The following is a 20,001-nucleotide window of genomic DNA, read 5'->3' on the forward strand; positions in this document are numbered from 1 at the left end:
ACAGCGTTCTGGCCCGCCACTAGACCGCGGGCCAGGCACACTGCCTTATAAACCCTGCTCTACAAATGGAACAGTCAGGGCCAATGCGGCATCCAGTGCGCCAGCGTCAGTACCACCGCCCTGCGCCATGTCTGGACGACCACCGCCCTTCCCGCCCACTGCCGCAGCAGCCTGTTTCATCAAATCACCGGCTTTGAGTTGGCCAGTCAGGTCTTTGGTCACGCCTGCAACCAGAACGACCTTTTCCTCATGGACACTGCCGAGCAGGATCACTGCGCGGCCGAGTTTGTTTTTCAGTTGATCGACCAGCGCCAGCAGCGCCTTGCCATCCTGACCGTCCAGACGCACGGCCAGCACTTTCACGCCTTTGACGTCCAGGGCAGAAGCCGACAGATCGTCGCCCGCCGCACTGGCCGCCTTGGCCTGCAACTGCTCGAGTTGCTTCTCCAGCAGACGGTTGCGCTCCAGCACAGCCGACAGCTTGTCGATCAGGTTATCGCGGCTGCCCTTGACCAGGTTGGCCGCTTCCTTGAGTTGTTCTTCAGCCGCGTTCAAGTAGGCCAGCGCTGCTGCGCCGGTCACTGCCTCGATACGACGCACACCGGAAGCCACACCGCCTTCGCTGATGATTTTCAGCAAACCGATGTCGCCGGTACGTGTGGCGTGAATACCGCCGCACAGCTCGACGGAGAAATCGCCCATGCTCAACACGCGAACACTGTCGCCGTACTTCTCGCCGAACAGCGCCATGGCGCCTTTTTGCTTGGCGTTTTCGATGTCGGTTTCTTCGGTTTCAACTTCGGAGTTCTTGCGAATCTCGGCGTTGACGATGTCTTCCAGCGCTTTCAGTTGCTCAGGCTTGATCGCTTCGAAGTGGCTGAAGTCAAAGCGTAGACGCTGACTGTCGACCAACGAGCCTTTCTGCTGAACGTGATCGCCCAGCACCTGACGCAATGCTGCGTGCAGCAAGTGAGTCGCGGAATGGTTCAGCGAAGTGGCGTGACGTACATCGGCATCCACCTGCGCCTGAACTGGCGAGCCAACGATCAGGCTGCCCGAATCCAGCACACCGTGGTGCAGGAACGCACCGCCGGTCTTGGTGGTGTCGCGCACGTCGAAACGCGCAGCGCCAGCCTGGAGGAAGCCGCAATCACCAATCTGACCACCGGATTCTGCATAGAACGGCGTCTGATCAAGAACGACCACACCCTCTTCGCCTTCGCTCAGTACGTCAACCGATTGCCCTTCTTTATAGAGAGCAACGATTTTGGCGGAACCGCTGTGAGCGGTGTAACCGGTGAACTCGGTGGCCACATCAACCTTGACCAGGCTGTTGTAGTCCATGCCGAAGGAGCTGGCGGAGCGGGCACGCACACGCTGAGCTTCCATTTCGCGCTCGAAGCCTTCCTCGTCGATGGTCAGGCTGCGCTCACGAGCGATGTCGCCCGTCAGGTCCATCGGGAAGCCATAGGTGTCGTAGAGTTTGAACACCACGTCGCCCGGTACCACGTCGCCTTTGAGTTCGGCCAGGTCCTGCTCGAGGATCTTCAAGCCCTGCTCCAGGGTCTTGGCGAATTGCTCTTCTTCGGCTTTCAGCACGCGTTCGATGTGCGTCTGTTGGGATTTCAGCTCTGGGAACGCTTCGCCCATCTCGGCGACCAAGGCCGCAACGATCTGGTAGAAGAAACTGCCCTTGGCGCCCAGTTTGTTGCCGTGACGGCAAGCGCGACGAATGATCCGGCGCAGCACATAACCGCGACCTTCGTTGGATGGCAGCACGCCATCGGCAACCAGGAAGCCGCACGAACGAATGTGGTCAGCCACGACTTTCAGCGACGCCTGAGCGTCGTTGGTGCAACCGATGGCCTTGGCCGATGCGGTCAGCAGGCTCTGGAACAGGTCGATTTCATAGTTCGAGTGAACGTGCTGCAGCACGGCGCTGATCCGCTCCAGGCCCATGCCGGTGTCCACCGACGGCGCTGGCAACGGGTGCAACACGCCATCGGCGGTGCGGTTGAACTGCATGAACACGTTGTTCCAGATCTCGATGTAACGGTCACCGTCTTCTTCCGGCGAGCCTGGTGGGCCACCCCAGATGTCGGCGCCGTGATCATAGAAAATCTCGGTGCAAGGACCGCACGGGCCGGTATCACCCATGGTCCAGAAGTTGTCGGATGCGTATGGGGCGCCCTTGTTGTCGCCGATGCGAACCATGCGCTCGGCCGGCACGCCGATGTCTTTGGTCCAGATGTCGTACGCCTCGTCATCGCTGGCGTAGACGGTGACCCAGAGCTTTTCTTTTGGCAGGTTCAGCCACTTCTCGGAGGTCAGGAAGTTCCAGGCGTAGGTGATGGCGTCACGCTTGAAATAATCACCGAAGCTGAAGTTACCCAGCATTTCGAAGAAGGTGTGGTGACGGGCGGTATAACCGACGTTTTCCAGGTCGTTGTGCTTGCCGCCGGCGCGCACGCATTTCTGGCTGCTTACAGCGCGGGTGTACGCGCGCTTTTCCTGGCCCAGAAAGCAGTCCTTGAACTGGTTCATCCCCGCGTTAGTGAACAGCAGGGTTGGGTCGTTGCCCGGAATCAAAGAGCTGGAGGCTACACGGGTGTGGCCTTGTTCTTCGAAGAAGCGAAGGAAGGCTTCACGGATTTCTGCGCTTTTCATTAGGTTCTTCCACGGAGGCTGCGGCCAAAGGCCTGTGCGAAACGTCAACAGACGAAGCGACGGCAAAGGGCCGCATTATATCGGCCCTGCGCCCGGGGTACAGCGTGTTTATACGATAGAAACGGTCAATTGGACCCCTAACGCGATCAGTTGCGGGAAAACTCGACGAATGTAGCGACCACCTGCTCGATTTGCGCACGGCTGACGTCCATATGCGTGACCATTCGCAGACGACCGGCAGCACTGAGCTTGATCCCGCGTGTCGCGGCAAAGGCCTTGATCGCTTCGGCCTTGTCGCTCATTTGCACGTAAACCATATTGGTCTGCACCGGCTCGACCTCATAGCCCGCCGCTCGCAGGCCTTCGGCCAGAAACTGCGCATTGGCATGGTCATCGACCAGGCGCTGAATATGGTTATCCAGCGCATAAAGCCCCGCCGCGGCGAGAATTCCGGCCTGACGCATACCGCCGCCGACCATCTTGCGCAGACGTCGCGCCTTGGCGATCAACTCGACCGAGCCGCACAACACCGAACCAATCGGCGCGCCCAGGCCTTTGGACAGACAGACCGAAACCGAATCGAAATGCTGAGTGATCTCCCGGGCATCGACACCCAGCTTGACCGCCGCGTTGTAGAGCCGCGCGCCATCCAGATGCAGCGCCAAACCGTTTTCACGAGTGAAACGGCGAGCTTGGGCCAGGTACTCCAGCGGCAGAACCTTGCCCTGCATAGTGTTTTCCAGCGCCAGCAAACGCGTGCGGGCGAAGTGGAAGTCATCTGGCTTGATCGCGGCGGCGACCTGCGCCAGGTCCAGCGAACCATCGGCCTGCACTTCCAGCGGTTGCGGCTGGATCGAACCGAGCACTGCCGCGCCACCACCTTCGTACTTATAGGTGTGGGCCTGTTGACCGACAATGTATTCGTCACCGCGATCGCAGTGGGCCATCAGGCCCAGCAAGTTGCTCATGGTGCCCGTCGGGACAAACAAGGCCTCGGCAAAACCCAACTGATTTGCAAGCTCGGCTTCCAGTCGGTTGACCGTCGGATCTTCGCCATAAACGTCGTCACCGGTGGCCGCATTGGCCATCGCGTCGAGCATCCCTGCGGTCGGTTGGGTGACGGTGTCGCTGCGAAGATCGATAACGCTCATGAATCTGGCCTCGGTAAGCAGGGAAAATCCCTTTCAGGTTGGAATTACTGCGGTCATGTCGGCGAATAATCAAGCCTTGAACGAGGAAAAGGCACGTTACTCCTTCGAGAAAGCACAATTCATGTGGGAGCGGCGGTGCGGCGATCCGACTTGCTCGCGAAGGCGGACTGACAGTCAACATTTGCTTTGAATGTTAAACCGCTTTCGCGAGCAAGCCCGCTCCCACAGGTTTCGCATCTTGATTGACCGGTATTGGCCATGCACGCCCCGGAAATATGTGTTAAAAACGCTTCGCCGCCAAACAATCTGGCGGCAAAACGTTCTCAGGGCGGGGTGCAATTCCCCACCGGCGGTAATTGCGCGCAACGCGCATAGCCCGCGAGCGCTTGGCGACAGGCACGGCAATGGCCGTGATGACGGCAAGGTCAGCAGACCCGGTGTGATCCCGGGGCCGACGGTCATAGTCCGGATGAAGAGAGAACGGGATTGGCACCAAAGGGTCGTCCGCAGGCACTCGTGCGAGCCTGCGTACCCTTAAATCCCATTCGATTCATAACGCCCTGTTTTTCACACAAACAGGAGTCAGAACATGCAACCCACCGCAATCGATAGCAAAAGCAAAAACCATCAGGGCGAGCGCGTCGCGTTCATCCAGGCCTGCTGGCACAAGGAAATCGTCGACCAGAGCCGTAAAGGCTTCGTCGCCGAAATGATTGCTCAGGGTTATCAGGAATCGGACATCGATTTCTTCGAAGTCGGCGGCGCCTTTGAAATTCCGCTACACGCCAAACTGCTGGCCAAGTCCGGTCGTTATGCCGGCATCGTCGCGGCGGGCCTGGTGGTCGACGGCGGCATCTATCGCCACGAATTCGTCGCCCAGTCGGTGATCAGCGGCTTGATGCAGGTTCAACTGGAAACCGAAGTGCCGGTGTTCTCGGTGGTTTTGACCCCGCACCACTTCCATGCCGGCGAAGAACATCAGAAGTTCTTCTTCGAGCATTTCGTACATAAAGGTCAGGAAGCGGCGAAGACTTGTGCGGATACACTGCACAAAATGCGGGCATTGCGTCGCAGCGAACCCCGCGCAGTCGCCGTCTAAACACAAAACCTGTGATTTGGGTGGGGTCTCTGGCTTCACTCAAATCAACTGTGGGAGCGGGCTTGCTCGCGAAAGCGGTTTAACATTCAACGCATTTGTTGACTGTCAGTCCGCTTTCGCGAGCAAGCCCGCTCCCACATTTGTTATGTGTTGTGCTTAGGCCAGGTTTTTGTCGGTGGTCGGCACGATCAGGATGCCGGCGCGCAGGCCGTTCTTGACCTTGGGGTTCGGGAAGATGATCCGGGCGCCCTTCTCTTCGATGATCCAGCGGGTATTGGCGATATCCTCAGCCAGCACATACCCCACTTTCAATTCCGAAAAGTTTTCGATATCCGCCGGCAGGTTCAGGCGAAAGCTATCGCTGTGCTTGATGACTTCCCGCGCGACGCTGAACAACTGCAAACCATCCAGCCCTTCGTCGGTCATTGGCGGCTCGGTGCCTTCGATGATCTGCTTCAGGCGGGTTTCAAGAAGGTCGACGTTGACCCCGTCGTTCTGCCCGAACGGCCGGGCCTTGCCCAGCTCCAGGGTGAAGGACTCGGCATCGAGCTTGTCGTAGGTGTAGGAGCTGAAGACAATGGAGGGCTTGTTCTGCAACAGCACCGCTTCCATGCCAGCGGCGCGCAGGCGAGCCAGTTCCAGGCGTGAATGCTGACGACCTTCTTTCCAAGGATACAGGGCGAACTGCTCGATTTTCGAGCCACGGATCGCCGTGTGCAGGTCGTAGTGCAGGCGATTACGGTCCGGCAGGCTGAAGAAAGTCGCCGCCAGCCGCTCCAGCTCACAAGCGCGCAACGCCTCGGAACCGCTGGTTTGTTCGTGCCGGCCGTTGAACAGCCGATTGACGTCCTGCTCGATGAAACGCTCACCGCGGCGAATAGCCTCGGGATTGCCGAACAGGAACAGAATACGTGCACGCGGCTTCAAGTCACCGCGGGCGATGTCATGCAACAGGCGATCGAGCAGCTCGATCGGCGCTGTTTCGTTGCCATGGATGCCGGCCGATAGCAGCAGGTCCAGGCCATTGTCGCGAGCTTCAGGTGGCCGGACTTCCAGCGCACCTTCGCTCAACCAGCGCATCCGCACGCCTTCGACAGTCAGTTGAGTCTTCTCCGCCGGTTCGCGGCCGGCGAGGGTCAGTTCAAGCAGTTTGCCGAGGGCGAGCATAGAGCGGTTTCCTTAGTGGTCGTGATTGCAATCCGGGCCGTGTACGTGGTCCTCATCATCACCGACTTCAGCCGGTTCCATTTCCAGTTGCAGACTTACCAGATTAGTCGCCAATGGGCGCAGCAGCAGGTTTGCGTATTCAGCGTCACCCTCTTCGACGTCCACACCGATCAGCAGCTGGCCGCGGCCGTCCTGCTGGATCCACAGCTCTTTGCCTTGCCACATGACCGCGACGCGGGTGCAGGAAGTTTCCAGTTGCGTGCCGTCGGTATCTTCAAGGATCAGCTGCAGGGTATCGCTCATGTTTTTACGCTCTCGTTTGAGACTTTCAATTGATCTGGAATGGATAAACCGCGCCCAGTTTAAGGATTTGCGTCAGTTCATCCAGTGCCGTCCGGCACTCAAGCAGCAATTGCGGGTCCGCCAGATCGTTTTCGGTCATGCGGTCGCGGTAGTGCTTGTCGACCCATTCGGTCAGCGTGCCGTACAACGGTGCCGTCATGATAACCCCTTGGTTGACGGCCGCCAGTTCGGTTTCGTTGAGTGCGACACGCAACCGCAGGCAAGCCGGGCCACCGCCGTTCTGCATGCTCTGTTTGAGATCGAAAACTTTCACTTCGCGGATCAGGCCGCCAGAGCTGGTCAGGCCTTGCAGGTACTGCCAGACACGCTCGTTGCCACGGCATTCTTCCGGCACGATCAATAGCATGGAGCCGTCAGGACGCGACAGCAGCTGGCTATTGAACAGGTAGGAACGAACGGCGTCTTCCACGGTGACCGCGGAACGCGGTACACAGATCGACTGAAATTTCCCACCGACTTTAGCGAGTTTGCCGTGCAGTTCAGCGAGCATCTGCTCGGTGTCGAGGAAGGCGTCCTCGTGATAGAACAGCACTTCGCCGTTACCCACTGCGATCACGTCGTTGTGGAACACACCCTGATCGATCACCGAAGGGTTCTGCTGGGCATAGACCACGCCGTCATCGCTCAGACCGTGCAGACGCGCGACCGCCTGGGAGGCTTCGAGCGTCTGGCGTGCCGGGTACTTCTGCGGATTCGGGTAACGGGTGTCGAATGCGCTGCGACCGAACACGAAAAACTCGACGCCAGCTTCACCGTAGTCACGGCAGAAACGGGTGTGGTTGGCCGCGCCTTCGTCACCGAACTGCGCCACGGCCGGCAATGCGCCGTGGTGAGCGAAGTGCTTCTGATCGGCGAACATCGCCCCCAGTACGCGGCTGGTGGTCGGGTGTTCGATGCTACGGTGGTATTTGCAGTTCAGGTTGGCGGCAGTGAAATGCACGCGGCCATCTGCAGTGTCGGCGCTCGGGCTGACCGTGGCGGCGTTCGCCACCCACATGCTCGACGCCGAGCAATTGGCAACCAGCAGCGGCATGGCCTCTTTGGCGGCGCGCTCGATCACCTGAGCATCGGTACCGCTGAAACCCAGGCGGCGCAGTGCGGCTACGTCCGGACGTTCTTGTGGCGCCAAAACGCCTTGCTGAAAGCCCATTTCCATCAGCGCTTTCATCTTCGCCAGGCCTTGCAGCGCGGCTTCCTTCGGGTTCGAAGATTGCTGGCTGTTGCTCTGGGACGCGACGTTGCCGTAGGACAGGCCGCCGTAGTTATGGGTCGGCCCCACTAGACCGTCAAAATTGACTTCATAGGATTTCATCAGCGAGGCTCCACGAGAATCTGTTTTTTATAGGCATCAGTAACTAACTGTTCAGTGCGACCGTGTCGCGGCCATCGCGGGCAAGCCCGGCTCCCACAGGTTCGGAGGTGTACACAAATTTTGTGTTCCACTCAATCACTGTGGGAGCGGGCTTGCCCGCGATTGGGCGTTACACCATCTTCACGCCAGGCGTCAAAGCTGCAGGCAACACCAAGTTCGGGGTTTCCAGCGAGGCCACCGGGTACGCGCAGTAATCTGCGGCATAGTAGGCACTGGCGCGATGGTTACCCGATGCGCCGACACCGCCGAATGGCGCGCTGCTCGCCGCACCGGTCAGCTGCTTGTTCCAGTTGACGATACCGGCCCGGCTTTCCAGCCAGAACTGCTGATAACGCGCTTCGGAATCCGACAGCAGGCCGGCCGCCAAGCCATAGTCGGTGTCGTTGGCTTCAGCGATCGCCGCTTCGAAATCAGCGTAGCGGATCACTTGCAGCAGCGGACCGAACAGCTCTTCGTCCGGGCGATCGGCAACCGCCGTCACGTCCAGAATGCCCGGGGTCAGCAAGGCTGCCTGCGCCTGAGGTTGTGTCATTTCCAACAGCGCCACCGCGCCGTTGGCCAGCAAATGTTCTTGCGCATCCATCAGCGCTTTCGCAGCACCGAGGGAAATCACCGAGCCCATGAACGGCGCCGGTTGCTGATCGAACGCACCGACTTCAATCGCCGAACTGACCGCCACCAGACGCGCCAGCAGCGTATCGCCCCAGGCGCCTTGCGGCACCAGCAAGCGGCGGGCACAGGTGCAGCGCTGACCGGCGGAAATGAACGCCGATTGAATAATGGTGTAAACGGCGGCATCGAGGTCCGCGACCTGATCCACCACCAATGGATTGTTGCCGCCCATTTCCAGCGCGAGGATTTTGTCCGGACGACCGGCAAACTGCTGATGCAGGTGATTGCCGGTACGGCTGGAACCGGTGAAGAACAGACCGTCGATGCCCGGGTTCGCCGCCAGGGCGATGCCGGTTTCGCGAGCGCCTTGCAGCAAGTTCAGCACACCGGCCGGCAGACCGGCTTCAATCCAGCACTTGACCGTCAGCTCAGCGACTTTCGGGGTCAGCTCACTCGGCTTGAACAGCACACTGTTACCGGCCAGCAGCGCCGGTACGATGTGACCGTTCGGCAAGTGGCCAGGGAAGTTATAAGGACCGAACACCGCCACCACACCGTGGGGTTTGTGACGCAACACCGCAGTGGCGTCGCCCAGCGGGCCGCTCTTCTCGCCGGTACGTTCGCGGTAGCTCTGCACCGAGATGGCAATCTTGTTGACCATGCTGGTGACTTCAGTCGCCGCTTCCCACAGGGGTTTGCCGGTTTCTTCGCCGATGGTGCGAGCTAGCTCGTCAGCGTGATTCTTCAGCGCAGCGGCAAAGGCTTCCAGCACGCTGATGCGTTCTTCCAGGGTACGACGGGCCCAGCCCGGGAACGCCTGACGAGCGGCTTGCACAGCCGACTCGACCTGACCGGCCGTGGCGCCTTCACCGGCCCACAGCACTTGCTGGGTCACCGGGTTTACCGATTGAAAACTTTCACCCTGGCCAGCCAGCCATTCACCGGCGACGTATAGCGAATTCATTATTTCGACTCCCGAGCAGCGGACAACGGAACGGCGCGCACTTGATCGCCAGCGTTGAGTTGAAGACGTTTGGCGGTCAGCGGATCAACCACCAAAGTGCCCGCGGCGAAGCGTGCTGGCGCGGCAGTGATCCGGCAGTCTTCGCGCTTGCGGTTATGAATCAGGAATGGCGTGGCGTCGTCACCCGGGGTGCCGATGGCCAGCACCAGCGCCTGGCTGTCGCGCACCGCGCGAATCTTGGCGGTTTCGCATTCCACCGCAGGGCCGGCATCGAAGATGTCGACGTAGCCTTGGTAGCTGAAACCTTCGCTCTTGAGCATCGCCAGCGCCGGCTCGGTGTCCGGGTGAACCTGGCCGATCACGTTGCGCGCGTCTGGCGACAGGAAGCAGGTGTACAGCGGGAATTTCGGCATCAGTTCGGCGATGAACGCTTTGTTGCCCACGCCGGTGAGGTAATCGGCCTGGCTGAATTCCATCTTGAAGAAATGCCGACCCAGGCTTTCCCAGAACGGCGAGCGCCCGGCGTCATCGGACACACCGCGCATTTCGGCAATGATCTTGTTGCCGAACAGTTGCGGGAACTCGGCGATGAACAACATCCGCGCCTTGGCCAGCATGCGGCCGTTGAGGCCACTGCGGAAATCGGCATGCAGGAACAGCGAGCACAGTTCAGAGTTGCCGGTCAGGTCGTTGGCCAGGAACAGCGTCGGAATTTCGCGGTAGATATTCAGCTCTTGCGAGGCGCTGACCGTCAGGCCGACCCGGAAGTTGTACCAGGGCTCACGCAGGCCGACGGCGCCGGCGATGGCGGAAATGCCCACCACGCGGCCATTGTCATCTTCGAGCACGAACAGATAGTCCGCATCGCCCCGCCCGGCGTCGCCGCGGAAGGTCTTCTCGGCCCAGCCGACCCGATGGGCCAGACGCTCTTCGTTGGCCGGCAAGGTGGTCAGGCCGGTGCCGGTGCTGCGGGCCAGGTCGATCAGAGCGGGTAAATCGCTGCTGCGTACGGGACGAACGATCATGCTATCTCCTCAAACGGGCCGCTTGCGCCACCCGTGAAACTCGCTGCTTTACTAAGCATTCACTCTTTATAGGCATAGCAGCAGGCGTTAAACCGCCACCAGGCGCACGCTGGCACCTTCACCGACGCCCAGGGCTTCGGCCGCTTCCAGATCCAGGGTCACGGGTTTGCCCGGCGCGTAATCGAGCTCGAGCAATACGGCGCGGTAATCCTGCAACTGGGCGTTGGCCACCAGATATTGACGACCGGCACCTTTGACCGGCTCACCGATTTTCACCGGCACTACACGGCTCTGGGCGATCGAACGGATCCCCGAGACGCGGGCATGCAGAGTCGGGCCACCGTCGAAAATGTCGATGTAGTGATCGGTCTCGAAGCCTTCGCGCATCAGGATGTCGAAAGTGATCTGCGCCCGTGGGTGAACCTGGCCCATCGCCTCTTGAGCGGAGTCTGGCAGCAACGGCACATAGATCGGGTAATGCGGCATCAGCTCGGCCAGGAACGTGCGGCTTTTCAGGCCACACAGACGCTCGGCTGCGGCGTAGTTGAGGTCGAAGAAGTTGCGGCCGATGGCATCCCAGAACGGCGAATCGCCATTTTCATCGCTGTAACCGACGATCTCGGTCACCACGGAATCGGCAAAGCGCTCCGGGTGACTGGCCACGAACAGCAAGCGGCCACGGGAATTGAGTTCCGCCCAAGGCGAACCCACCAACTCGCGCTGCACGTAGAAACTGGTCAACAGACTGTTGCCGGTCAGGTCGTGGCACTGGGAGAGCACGTGGATCTTGTTGTGAATCTTCAGTTCGCGAGAGGCATGCACGAAAGTTTCGTTACGAAAGCTGTAGAACGGCTCGGAGTAACCGGCCGAAGCAACGATGGCCGAGCAGCCGGCCAGTTTGCCGGTAGCGGTGTCTTCGAGGACGAAGAAATAGCTCTCTTCACCGTTGAAGCTGACTTCGGCGGCGAACGAGGCTTCGCTTGCGGCGATCTTGTCGCTCAGGCGTTCAACGTCATCCGGCAAGGAAGTGACACCAATCGGGCTGTCCGCAGCCAGACGCTGTACCTCGCCCAGATCAGCCATTTGCGCGGGGCGCATCACCAGCATGGTGTCACTCCTTTCTCATCTAACACTTTAGGAAAAATAACCGGGCAGTCATTGAAGACACTCGGACCAATGTGGGAGCGGGCTTGCTCGCGAAAGCGGTGTATCAGTCGACATCATTGCTGTCTGACCCACCGCTTTCGCGAGCAAGCCCGCTCCCACATTTGATCCGGTCCGGCATAAAAATTGGGTTCGACGCCTGAATGATCAGGCGTCGAAATAACTATCAGGCTTGCGTCAGTTTGGCCGCGGCACGTTCGAAGCGGTCCAGGCCGGCATCGATATCGGCGTCTTCCACCACCAGGCTCGGGGCGAAACGCACCACGTCCGGGCCGGCTTGCAGGACCATCAGGCCTTCTTTTTCAGCGGCGTTGAAGATGTCTTTGGCTTTGCCTTTCCAGGCATCGCTCAGCACACAACCGATCAACAGGCCCATACCGCGAACCTGGGTGAACAGGCCGTACTTCTCGCCGATCTGCTCAAGGCGAGCCTTGAACTTGTCGTGCTTGGCGTTGACGCCAGCCAGCACTTCGGGGGTGTTGATCACATCGATCACGGCTTCCGCGACCGCACACGCCAGCGGATTGCCGCCGTAGGTGGTGCCGTGGGTGCCGACGACCAGGTGCTTGGCCAGGTCTTCGGTGGTCAGCATCGCTGCGATCGGGAAACCGCCGCCCAGGCTCTTGGCGCTGGTCAGGATGTCCGGGATCACGCCGTAATGCTGATAGGCAAACAGATGGCCGGTACGGCCCATGCCGGTTTGCACTTCGTCGAAGATCAGCAACGCGTTGTGCGCGGTGCAGAGGTCACGGGCACCTTGCAGGTATTCAAGCTCAGCCGGGATCACACCGCTTTCGCCCTGGATCGGCTCCAGGACCACTGCACACGTCTTGTCGGAAATGGCAGCTTTCAGTGCGGCCAGATCGTTGTACGGCACGTGGGTGATGCCGGTAATTTTCGGACCGAAGCCGTCGGAGTACTTCGACTGGCCACCAACGTTCACGGTGAACAGGGTGCGGCCGTGGAAGCTGTTGAGCGCGGCGATGATTTCGTACTTCTCGCTACCGAAACGGTCGAAGCCGACGCGACGGGCCAGCTTGAACGCGGCTTCGTTGGCTTCGGCGCCGGAGTTGCAGAAGAAGGCACGGTCGGCAAACGTAGCGTCGACCAGCTTATGGGCCAGGCGCAAGGCCGGCTCATTGGTGAACACGTTGGACACGTGCCACAGCTTGTTCGCCTGCTCGGTCAAGGCACCGACCAACGCCGGGTGCGCATGGCCCAATACGTTAACGGCAATCCCGCCGGCGAAGTCGATCAGCTCGCGACCGGACTGATCCCAAACACGGGAACCGGCACCACGCACGGGAATGAAAGCGGCTGGCGCGTAGTTGGGAACCATTACCTGGTCGAAATCGGCGCGTTCTACCGCAGCGTGCTCAACGGACATCGGAGTCTCCTGAAGAGGAACGCTCGCCTGAAACTGGCGAGCGATGAGGGGATTGTAAGGACAGTTTTCAGCCCGGCCTTGCCGCCAAGCGACAACTTCTTATAGCGCAAACACCGGTTTTGCCCGGGTTTACGGCAATGCGACAAATAGGGTCGCAAAGGCGCAGTTTAAACCGACGGCACAGGTTATAGGCAGGGTTGGCGAGCGGTGCGGTAAATATGTACCGCATGCAGTGCTTCATCATCTGTTTTGCTGCGCGTCCATCCAAACGCTAAGGGATTAGCGCAATGAATCAACAAGACCTAGTGCTTACTGCTCTGCCGGACGCGCATTTCCACCCCGCGTTCAAAAATCTGCCCGACTGGGTATTGAAAGCATCGCCTGTGACGCTCACCGCGCTAAAGAGCGCCTCGTTGAAATTCCCTGACTGGCACGCCACTGCAAGCCAACATCAATTGCTGAAATTGGCCAGCGGGGAACACTTGATCCAGCGCAACCGTCTGGAGGCGATGCTCAATAAACTGAAAAACGCCCGGGACTTCGCCGAACCGCTTCTGAGCAATGCATTGAAAACCCGTTTCGGCCTTGATCTGGACGTCAAGACCACTTTCCTGCGCCTGTACGTTCCTCAGCACATTCCCTGGCTCCCGATCAAATCCGGTGCTGCCCGCACCTGGACGGTATCGCTACTCGACGCAGCCCTGCACAACTTTCAGGCTTCGGAGACAGAGCCGGACGCTTACGAGTCCGCCTCTACATTCATCACCGAACCCTCGCCCGCCGGTCGGTTCGATACGTTGCCGGCCATTAAACGCCAACTCTCCATTCAGAGCTTCACCCGGTTATGCCGGGAACTGGATATCGGTGGTCAGTACGAGGCGTACCTCAAAAATAATCTGGGATTGACCAATCCGGTGGCCGGCGCGGTGTTGAAATCGAACGTCAGCAAGACACACAAAGCCGCCCTTCAAACCGCACTGCATCTGGCTCACATTCGCGAAGAGCTGCCGACCGACGCTTACCAATCGATGCTCGGCATCACGCAAGACCGCAAAGACGTGCGACTGGATGGCCAGCTGTTGCACGGTCATGACCTGACGATGATGTCTTCATTGCTGACCGGCATTGTCATTTTCGCCCCCAATCTGGAGCGCTCCCGCCAGGCAACGCGGATCATCGTCTACATTCCGGACGACCCGGAGCACCCGCTCAAACAATACCCTGACGCACAGGCCTTCTTGACCGAGCTGACCCGCCAATTGCGCTCACCCGCTTACCAGGCGTTCTTCAGCCGATTCGTCGGCCATCAGGAAAGGGCTTACTTTTTCGCCGATCTCAACCGCCGCCTCAGCACCGTTACCTGGCATCAGCGCAAGCAGGGCGATCCACTTCCCAGCTGGCGAGACACACCGGTCGACAAGCTCAACCTGCAGTTTTCGGTGAGCCCGATCAAAACCGACCTGTGGACTCACCTCTATCAACAGCAATTGAACAAGATCCTCAATGATGCGCGCACCCTTGCCGTTTCCACCGCAAGTGCCGATCGAAATGCGCGATGGGCGTTGTGGGACTCCTTCAGCAAAATCGCCACCGCGATTGTTGAAGTGGCATCGTTCATTGCCCTGCCCTTTGTTCCGTTGCTGGGCGAACTGATGCTGGCCTACCTGGCTTACCAGGTACTCGACGACACCTTCGAAGGCATCGTCGACTGGGCAGAAGGCTTGAAGACCGAAGCCTTCGGACATTTGATGAACATCGTCGAGACGGCGACTCAGCTCGGGACATTCGCGGTAGGCGGCGCCATGGCTGCCGGTGCATTCAACCTTCTGTTGTCTCGCGACGCGGTAGCGCTGATTTCACCGCTCAAACCCGTCCAGTCTGCCGGTGGCCGAACCCGCTATTGGAAGCCGGATCTTGCGCCTTATGAGCAATCGGTCACGCTGCCAACCGTAGCCAAACCCGATCAGCTCGGTTTGTATGAGCATCAGGGCAAAAAATTGCTGCGCCTCGAAGATAAGCTCTATGCCGTAACACCGGATGGCGAGACTGGCCGGTTTCAAATCCAGCATCCAAACCGGGCCGATGCTTATCAGCCACCCCTGCGTCACAACGATCATGGCGCCTGGCAGACAGCACTGGACCAACCGCTGACATGGGACCGGGAAACCGTGATGCGCCGCCTCGGCCACAGCGTCGAGTCGTTCAGCAGTGCCGAGCGTGAGCAAATCCTGCGCATCAGCGGCTTCCACGACAATGTGTTGCGCGAAATCCATGTCGAGAACCATCGCCCGCCTTCGCTGCTGACCGACACGATCAAGCGCTTCAAAATCGATCGTGATATTCAGGCATTGATCGATCAGGCCGATAGCGACCATCCAGAACGATATCAGGCGCTGAACCATCGCCTGTCGCTGTTCGAATCTCGCTACCGTGAACTTGAAAAAACCGATGACCGTCAGGTCCAGCTACTGCTTGGCGAAATTCAGGGACTACCGACAGACATCGCGCAAGAACTGGTGAGCAACGCCTCCGGCACCGAGCTGATGCAATTACACGATGGACGCGTGCCCCAGCGATTGAAAGACGTGGCACTCAAAGCCATGGAGGCCGTGCGTGTCGCCAGAGCCTATGAAGGGTTTTATCTGCAAGAGATGGACACTACGGACACCCATCGACTGGCCTTGCATAGCCTCGAATCGCTGCCGGGCTGGCCCACTCACCTGCGCATTGAAGTCAGGGATTTTTCTTTTGACGGGTCACTGCGCGACAGCATTGGCCAGCCTGACGCGCCACTCCTCAAAACATTGGTTCGGGCAGATGACGGCACTTATCAAGTTCACCAAAACAATCAGCAACCGGGCGACTTTTATAGCGCCCTGCTTCAGGCGTTGCCGGAGGCCGAGCGCACTACGCTGGGTCTTGGCACCGAAGACAGCCAAGTGCTCAAGCAACACATTACCGAGCACGCGGTGAATCGACCGCAGCTGCGCACGCTGTTCGCAAAAAACCCGCGTCGAAAACCCTTCTATGACCCGACGACCATGCGCTTGCCCGGTGGCACCCAGGGTTACGGTCGCAGCAATCGATCTACACCAACGCTCGATGACAGGGTTCGCGAGGTTTATCCCAGCCTGACTCAGGAAGAGCTGCGCTCCGTGGCCTCCCAGCTACAGCGTCACCCCGACGGCGCTCGCAACGAGCTTTCACGCCTGGCCAGTGAACTCCACGTACTGCATGGGGATCTTGAGCGCTGGGTAAGCGAAGCCCCCACCGTCCACCCTGAAACCGGGCTCCCGCTGAACGACCTGGGACAGCAGGCCATGCGACACAACCGACGGTTGCTGGCCCAGGAAATCCAGCGCAGTTGGCGACGGCAGTCCGACCGGGACTTCGATGCACCGGATGGCAGCGAGCGGTATGCGTTGCGGTTCCCTGAAGCGATCCCGGGCGACCTGCCGAGCCTGACGGCCAATTTCAGCCACGTATCGTCGCTCGCCCTCGACGGCAGTCATGCCATGCATGGGGTGCCCGGCTTTCTGCAGCACTTCACCGGTCTTCGCCGACTGGAATTACGCCGCTTCGCCCTGAACACACTTCCCGATGCCATCGGGCAAATGGTGAATCTTGAAACATTGATACTCAGCGATTGCGCAATCCATTTCGATGCTGTTGCCTGGTCAAAACTGTCCTCAATGAAAAAACTGGTCATGCTGGATCTGTACCGAAATCCGGTTGAAGGTGTACCCAGTGTTGAATCAATGCCCGACCTCGCTCATCTGGATCTGAGCGATACCGGGCTGACCGAAATCCCCGTCAGTACCTTGCAACACGCCCGGCTCGATACCTTCATGTTGATGAACAACAACATCAGCGAGTTGCCTCCCGGCTTGTTCGATAGCCCGGTTTGCGACAAACGCGGCATACACCTTTCACAGAATCCGCTGAGCGACCAGACCCGGGAATTGATCAAGCATCACTACCTCGATACGGGCTACGATCTGGGTGTGTCTGCACCGGAGGCGGATATAGAACGAGTCAGGGCGCTCTATCCAAACCTGGAAATCGAACAGGCAAGCGAGTTTGTGTACGAACTGCCCGGCACATTCGCAGATGGCCGGACAACGCTGACAAATCTGGAGGCAGAACTCACTCAGCTAAACAACGATCTGGCGGCATGGACAGCCGACCTGCCGCCTCTGCACCCTCGGACGGGCGAACCGTTCAATGCACAACAACAGTTTGCCGAGCACCTGAACCGCGACCAGTTCAAACAGACATTGGAGCAATGCTGGCGGCATGAAAGTGAACTGGATGATTTCAATGAAGCGCTGGAGCCCACCTTCGAACTGGTTTTCCATACCTTCATCAACGGAGAGCTGCCGACCCTGAACGCCGACTTCAGCCATGTAACATCGCTGGAGTTACTCAGTTCCGAAGGCGTGACCCGCGTCGGGCACTTTCTGGAATCTTTCCCCAATCTCAAGAACCTCAGGCTTCGTGCCTGCAATCTGGGCGACATTCCCGATGCGGTGTTCAAGATGGGTCAACTGCGGTCGTTATCGCTCCCCGAATGCCAAGTCAGCCTGTCATCGGAATCGGCCAGCGCACTGGCAGGAATGGATCAGCTCGACTACCTCGATCTGAGCCTCAACCCTCTGGGGCAAACACCGGACCTGAGCCAGATGAGGAACCTGGCGAACATTCTGCTCAATGACACTGGCATTACCGAGATACCCCAGGGCCTGTTCCAGTTGGAGGAGCTGGATTGGGCAGACCTGTGCAACAACGCAATCACCGAAGTCTCCAGCGACCTACTGGAGTTGCCGCTGGAAACCGCCGAGAACATTAACCTCAGAGGCAATCAGTTTTCGCAGGAGAGCCTGCAACGACTGATCAACTACTTCGAACGCACGCGAATTGACTTCGGCATACAAGAGGTCATCGATCAAGGTGAAATGGAAATTTCAACTTCCGAAGGTTCTGAAATCGACGAGTGAAGCGATCTTCGACTCCGGGCGCGGGTTGCTTTTTCAGCCACGCTCGGACGGCACCGACGATAACTCGAACGGGCTGCTGCTGCGCCGCTGGTTGCGATCTTCCCGCGGCGTGGCGCCGAAGAAGTTGCGGTAGGCGCTGGAGAAATGCGGCCCCGAAGAGAAGCCACACGACAGGCCGATCTGGATGATCGACTTGCTGGTTTGCATCAACATCTGCCGGGCCTTGTTCAGGCGCAATTCCAGGTAGTACTGGCTCGGCACACGGTTGAGGTATTGCTTGAAGATCCGCTCCAGCTGCCGACGCGATACGCACACATGCTGGGCGATTTCGTCGGTGGTCAGCGGCTCTTCGATGTTGGCTTCCATCAGCAACACCGCCTGGGTGAGCTTCGGATGACTGGAACCCAAGCGGTTCTGCAACGGAATGCGTTGACGCTCGCCGCCTTCACGGATGCGTTCGACGACGAGCTCTTCTGAAACCGCACCGGCCAGTTCGGCGCCGTGGTCACGGGCCAGCACTGCCAGCAGCAAATCGAGTACCGACAGGCCGCCGCATGCAGTGAGGCGATCGCGATCCCAATCGAACAGATGACTGGTGGCAATCACCTTCGGGAAACGCTCGGCGAAATCGTCCTGCCAGCGCCAATGCACGGCAGCGCGGTATCCGTCGAGCAAACCCAACTGCGCCAACGGGTAAACACCGGCCGACAAACCGCCAATCACACAACCGGCTCGCACCAGTTGTTTCAGCCCACTGCTGAGCGCTGGCGCAAGTGAGGTCGGCGGCTCGTCGGCGAGCAGGAACAGTTTCTGGAAGTTTTCGAGCTTGCCGGCCCAAGGTTCACCCGGCAATTGCCAGGCACCTTCGATCGGCGGTTCGGCCTGCAAAAACGACAGTTCGTAAACAACGTCCGGGTGCACACGCTGGGCAACACGCAAGGCCTCCTCAGCCAGCGCAAGCGTCAGAGCTTTAGTGCTGGGCCAAATCAGGAAACCAATTCGATGGGCAGTCATGGCGGGCAATCCGAAGCGAAGAACAGTGATGAAGGCATGGGCCAATGCTAGCCCGTAAATGAACGCAAATCTCAAAAACACCAGAGATCTAAATGTGGGAGCGGGCTTGCTGGCGAAGAGGGAGTGTCAGTCAACATTGATGTAACTGATACCCCGCTTTCGCGAGCAAGCCCGCTCCCACAGGGGATCGAGGCCAGCCTCTAGCTTGCGAAGCATGCACTATCCAGGTGCACAACGGCAGCCCTGATTACTTCAAGCTGCCGGACAAAAATTGTTGCAAACGTTCCGACTGCGGATTGACCAGCACTTCGCGCGGGTTGCCGCTTTCTTCGACGACGCCTTTGTGCAGGAACACCAACTGGTTCGACACTTCACGGGCAAAGCCCATTTCGTGCGTCACCACCACCATGGTCCGGCCTTCCTGTGCCAGGGCCTGCATGACTTTCAGCACGTCGCCGACCAACTCAGGGTCAAGGGCCGAAGTCGGTTCGTCGAACAACATCACTTCCGGTTCCATCGCCAGCGCACGGGCAATCGCCACACGCTGCTGCTCGCCGCCGGACATGTGGCCCGGGTAGGCATCCTTGCGATGAGCAACACCGACCTTGTTCAGGTAGTGCTCGGCCTTCTCGCGGGCTTCGGTCTTGGACATGCCGAGCACGTGGACCGGCGCTTCCATGATGTTTTCCATCGCGGTCATGTGCGACCACAGATTGAAATGCTGGAACACCATCGACAGGCGCGAACGCATGCGTTGCAGCTGTTTCGGGTCGGCGGCTTTCAGCGCGCCGTCCTTGTTGGCGACCAGTTTCAGCTCTTCATTGTTGAGCAGAATCTTGCCCGCGTGCGGCTGCTCGAGCAGGTTGATGCAGCGCAGGAAAGTACTTTTGCCGGAGCCACTGGAGCCGATGATGCTGATCACATCGCCAGCCGCCGCTTTCAGGGACACGCCCTTGAGCACTTCGTGACTGCCATAGCGTTTATGCAGGTCTTGGACTTCAAGTTTGTACATGCGGTCG

General features: G+C 59.1%; 13 protein-coding genes and 1 riboswitch. Of the genes, 2 read left to right on the top strand and 11 right to left on the bottom strand.

What is annotated here, in order from left to right; all coding sequences use genetic code 11:
• Positions 1 to 45: 45 nt before the first annotated feature.
• Together alaS and ltaE are read right to left on the bottom strand one after the other, a co-directional pair.
• Positions 46 to 2,667: an alanine--tRNA ligase gene (gene alaS, locus IC37_RS20300; protein ID WP_030131782.1), complete on the bottom strand. Its 2,622-nt coding sequence runs from the start codon at positions 2,665 to 2,667 to the stop codon at positions 46 to 48.
• A 146-nt stretch (positions 2,668 to 2,813) separates the two neighbouring features.
• Positions 2,814 to 3,818, bottom strand: a complete 1,005-nt coding sequence (ltaE, locus tag IC37_RS20305; RefSeq protein ID WP_030131781.1) for a low-specificity L-threonine aldolase — start codon at positions 3,816 to 3,818, stop codon at positions 2,814 to 2,816.
• Positions 3,819 to 4,133: 315 nt separating this feature from the next.
• Positions 4,134 to 4,304: riboswitch (FMN riboswitch) on the top strand.
• 103 nt (positions 4,305 to 4,407) lie between these two features.
• Between ltaE and IC37_RS20310 the strand changes: the two genes are divergently transcribed.
• On the top strand, positions 4,408 to 4,917 hold the full coding sequence (locus IC37_RS20310; protein ID WP_008071834.1) for a 6,7-dimethyl-8-ribityllumazine synthase: 510 nt from the start codon (positions 4,408 to 4,410) through the stop codon (positions 4,915 to 4,917).
• 156 nt (positions 4,918 to 5,073) lie between these two features.
• Here the strand turns inward: IC37_RS20310 and astE are convergent, their stop codons facing one another.
• From astE to IC37_RS20345, 7 genes are all read right to left on the bottom strand, one after another.
• Entirely contained in the window at positions 5,074 to 6,084 is a 1,011-nt protein-coding gene (gene astE / locus IC37_RS20315; protein WP_030131780.1) for a succinylglutamate desuccinylase, read from the bottom strand.
• A 12-nt stretch (positions 6,085 to 6,096) separates the two neighbouring features.
• Positions 6,097 to 6,387, bottom strand: coding sequence for a hypothetical protein (locus tag IC37_RS20320; RefSeq protein WP_030131779.1), 291 nt, complete (start codon positions 6,385 to 6,387; stop codon positions 6,097 to 6,099).
• 25 nt (positions 6,388 to 6,412) lie between these two features.
• Positions 6,413 to 7,759, bottom strand: coding sequence for an N-succinylarginine dihydrolase (astB, locus tag IC37_RS20325; protein ID WP_030131778.1), 1,347 nt, complete (start codon positions 7,757 to 7,759; stop codon positions 6,413 to 6,415).
• Positions 7,760 to 7,928: 169 nt separating this feature from the next.
• On the bottom strand, positions 7,929 to 9,395 hold the full coding sequence (gene astD, locus IC37_RS20330) for a succinylglutamate-semialdehyde dehydrogenase (protein ID WP_030131777.1): 1,467 nt from the start codon (positions 9,393 to 9,395) through the stop codon (positions 7,929 to 7,931).
• Positions 9,395 to 10,420 (bottom strand): arginine N-succinyltransferase, encoded by a 1,026-nt coding sequence (gene astA, locus IC37_RS20335; protein WP_030131776.1) that lies wholly within the window; start codon positions 10,418 to 10,420, stop codon positions 9,395 to 9,397. The genes astD and astA overlap by 1 nt, the downstream gene beginning before the upstream one ends.
• Positions 10,421 to 10,507: 87 nt before the next feature.
• On the bottom strand, positions 10,508 to 11,527 hold the full coding sequence (gene aruF, locus IC37_RS20340) for an arginine/ornithine succinyltransferase subunit alpha (protein WP_030131775.1): 1,020 nt from the start codon (positions 11,525 to 11,527) through the stop codon (positions 10,508 to 10,510).
• A gap of 223 nt (positions 11,528 to 11,750) precedes the next feature.
• Complete coding sequence (locus IC37_RS20345; protein ID WP_030131774.1) at positions 11,751 to 12,971, bottom strand: aspartate aminotransferase family protein; 1,221 nt, start codon at positions 12,969 to 12,971, stop codon at positions 11,751 to 11,753.
• 287 nt (positions 12,972 to 13,258) lie between these two features.
• On the opposite strand from IC37_RS20345, the gene IC37_RS20350 reads away from it, so the two are divergent.
• Positions 13,259 to 17,968 carry a dermonecrotic toxin domain-containing protein gene (locus IC37_RS20350; protein WP_030131773.1) on the top strand — a complete coding sequence of 1,570 codons (4,710 nt, stop codon included), beginning with the start codon at positions 13,259 to 13,261 and terminating at the stop codon, positions 17,966 to 17,968.
• A gap of 33 nt (positions 17,969 to 18,001) precedes the next feature.
• Here IC37_RS20350 and IC37_RS20355 read toward each other — a convergent pair whose 3' ends face one another.
• Both IC37_RS20355 and IC37_RS20360 read right to left on the bottom strand, forming a co-directional pair.
• Entirely contained in the window at positions 18,002 to 18,982 is a 981-nt protein-coding gene (locus IC37_RS20355) for a GlxA family transcriptional regulator (protein ID WP_030131772.1), read from the bottom strand.
• A gap of 247 nt (positions 18,983 to 19,229) precedes the next feature.
• On the bottom strand, positions 19,230 to 19,994 hold the full coding sequence (locus IC37_RS20360; protein ID WP_007904680.1) for an ABC transporter ATP-binding protein: 765 nt from the start codon (positions 19,992 to 19,994) through the stop codon (positions 19,230 to 19,232).
• Positions 19,995 to 20,001: the final 7 nt, after the last annotated feature.

The organism is Pseudomonas sp. QTF5, from assembly GCF_000512695.2.
GTDB lineage: Bacteria > Pseudomonadota > Gammaproteobacteria > Pseudomonadales > Pseudomonadaceae > Aquipseudomonas.

Bases quoted from the DNA above. Each gene is read 5' to 3' on its own strand.
- alaS (WP_030131782.1), bottom strand. From the start codon at position 2,667: ATGAAAAGCGCAGAAATCCGTGAAGCCTTCCTTCGCTTCTTCGAAGAA.
- ltaE (WP_030131781.1), bottom strand. From the start codon at position 3,818: ATGAGCGTTATCGATCTTCGCAGCGACACCGTCACCCAACCGACCGCA.
- IC37_RS20310 (WP_008071834.1), top strand. From the start codon at position 4,408: ATGCAACCCACCGCAATCGATAGCAAAAGCAAAAACCATCAGGGCGAG.
- astE (WP_030131780.1), bottom strand. From the start codon at position 6,084: ATGCTCGCCCTCGGCAAACTGCTTGAACTGACCCTCGCCGGCCGCGAA.
- IC37_RS20320 (WP_030131779.1), bottom strand. From the start codon at position 6,387: ATGAGCGATACCCTGCAGCTGATCCTTGAAGATACCGACGGCACGCAA.
- astB (WP_030131778.1), bottom strand. From the start codon at position 7,759: ATGAAATCCTATGAAGTCAATTTTGACGGTCTAGTGGGGCCGACCCAT.
- astD (WP_030131777.1), bottom strand. From the start codon at position 9,395: ATGAATTCGCTATACGTCGCCGGTGAATGGCTGGCTGGCCAGGGTGAA.
- astA (WP_030131776.1), bottom strand. From the start codon at position 10,420: ATGATCGTTCGTCCCGTACGCAGCAGCGATTTACCCGCTCTGATCGAC.
- aruF (WP_030131775.1), bottom strand. From the start codon at position 11,527: ATGCTGGTGATGCGCCCCGCGCAAATGGCTGATCTGGGCGAGGTACAG.
- IC37_RS20345 (WP_030131774.1), bottom strand. From the start codon at position 12,971: ATGTCCGTTGAGCACGCTGCGGTAGAACGCGCCGATTTCGACCAGGTA.
- IC37_RS20350 (WP_030131773.1), top strand. From the start codon at position 13,259: ATGAATCAACAAGACCTAGTGCTTACTGCTCTGCCGGACGCGCATTTC.
- IC37_RS20355 (WP_030131772.1), bottom strand. From the start codon at position 18,982: ATGACTGCCCATCGAATTGGTTTCCTGATTTGGCCCAGCACTAAAGCT.
- IC37_RS20360 (WP_007904680.1), bottom strand. From the start codon at position 19,994: ATGTACAAACTTGAAGTCCAAGACCTGCATAAACGCTATGGCAGTCAC.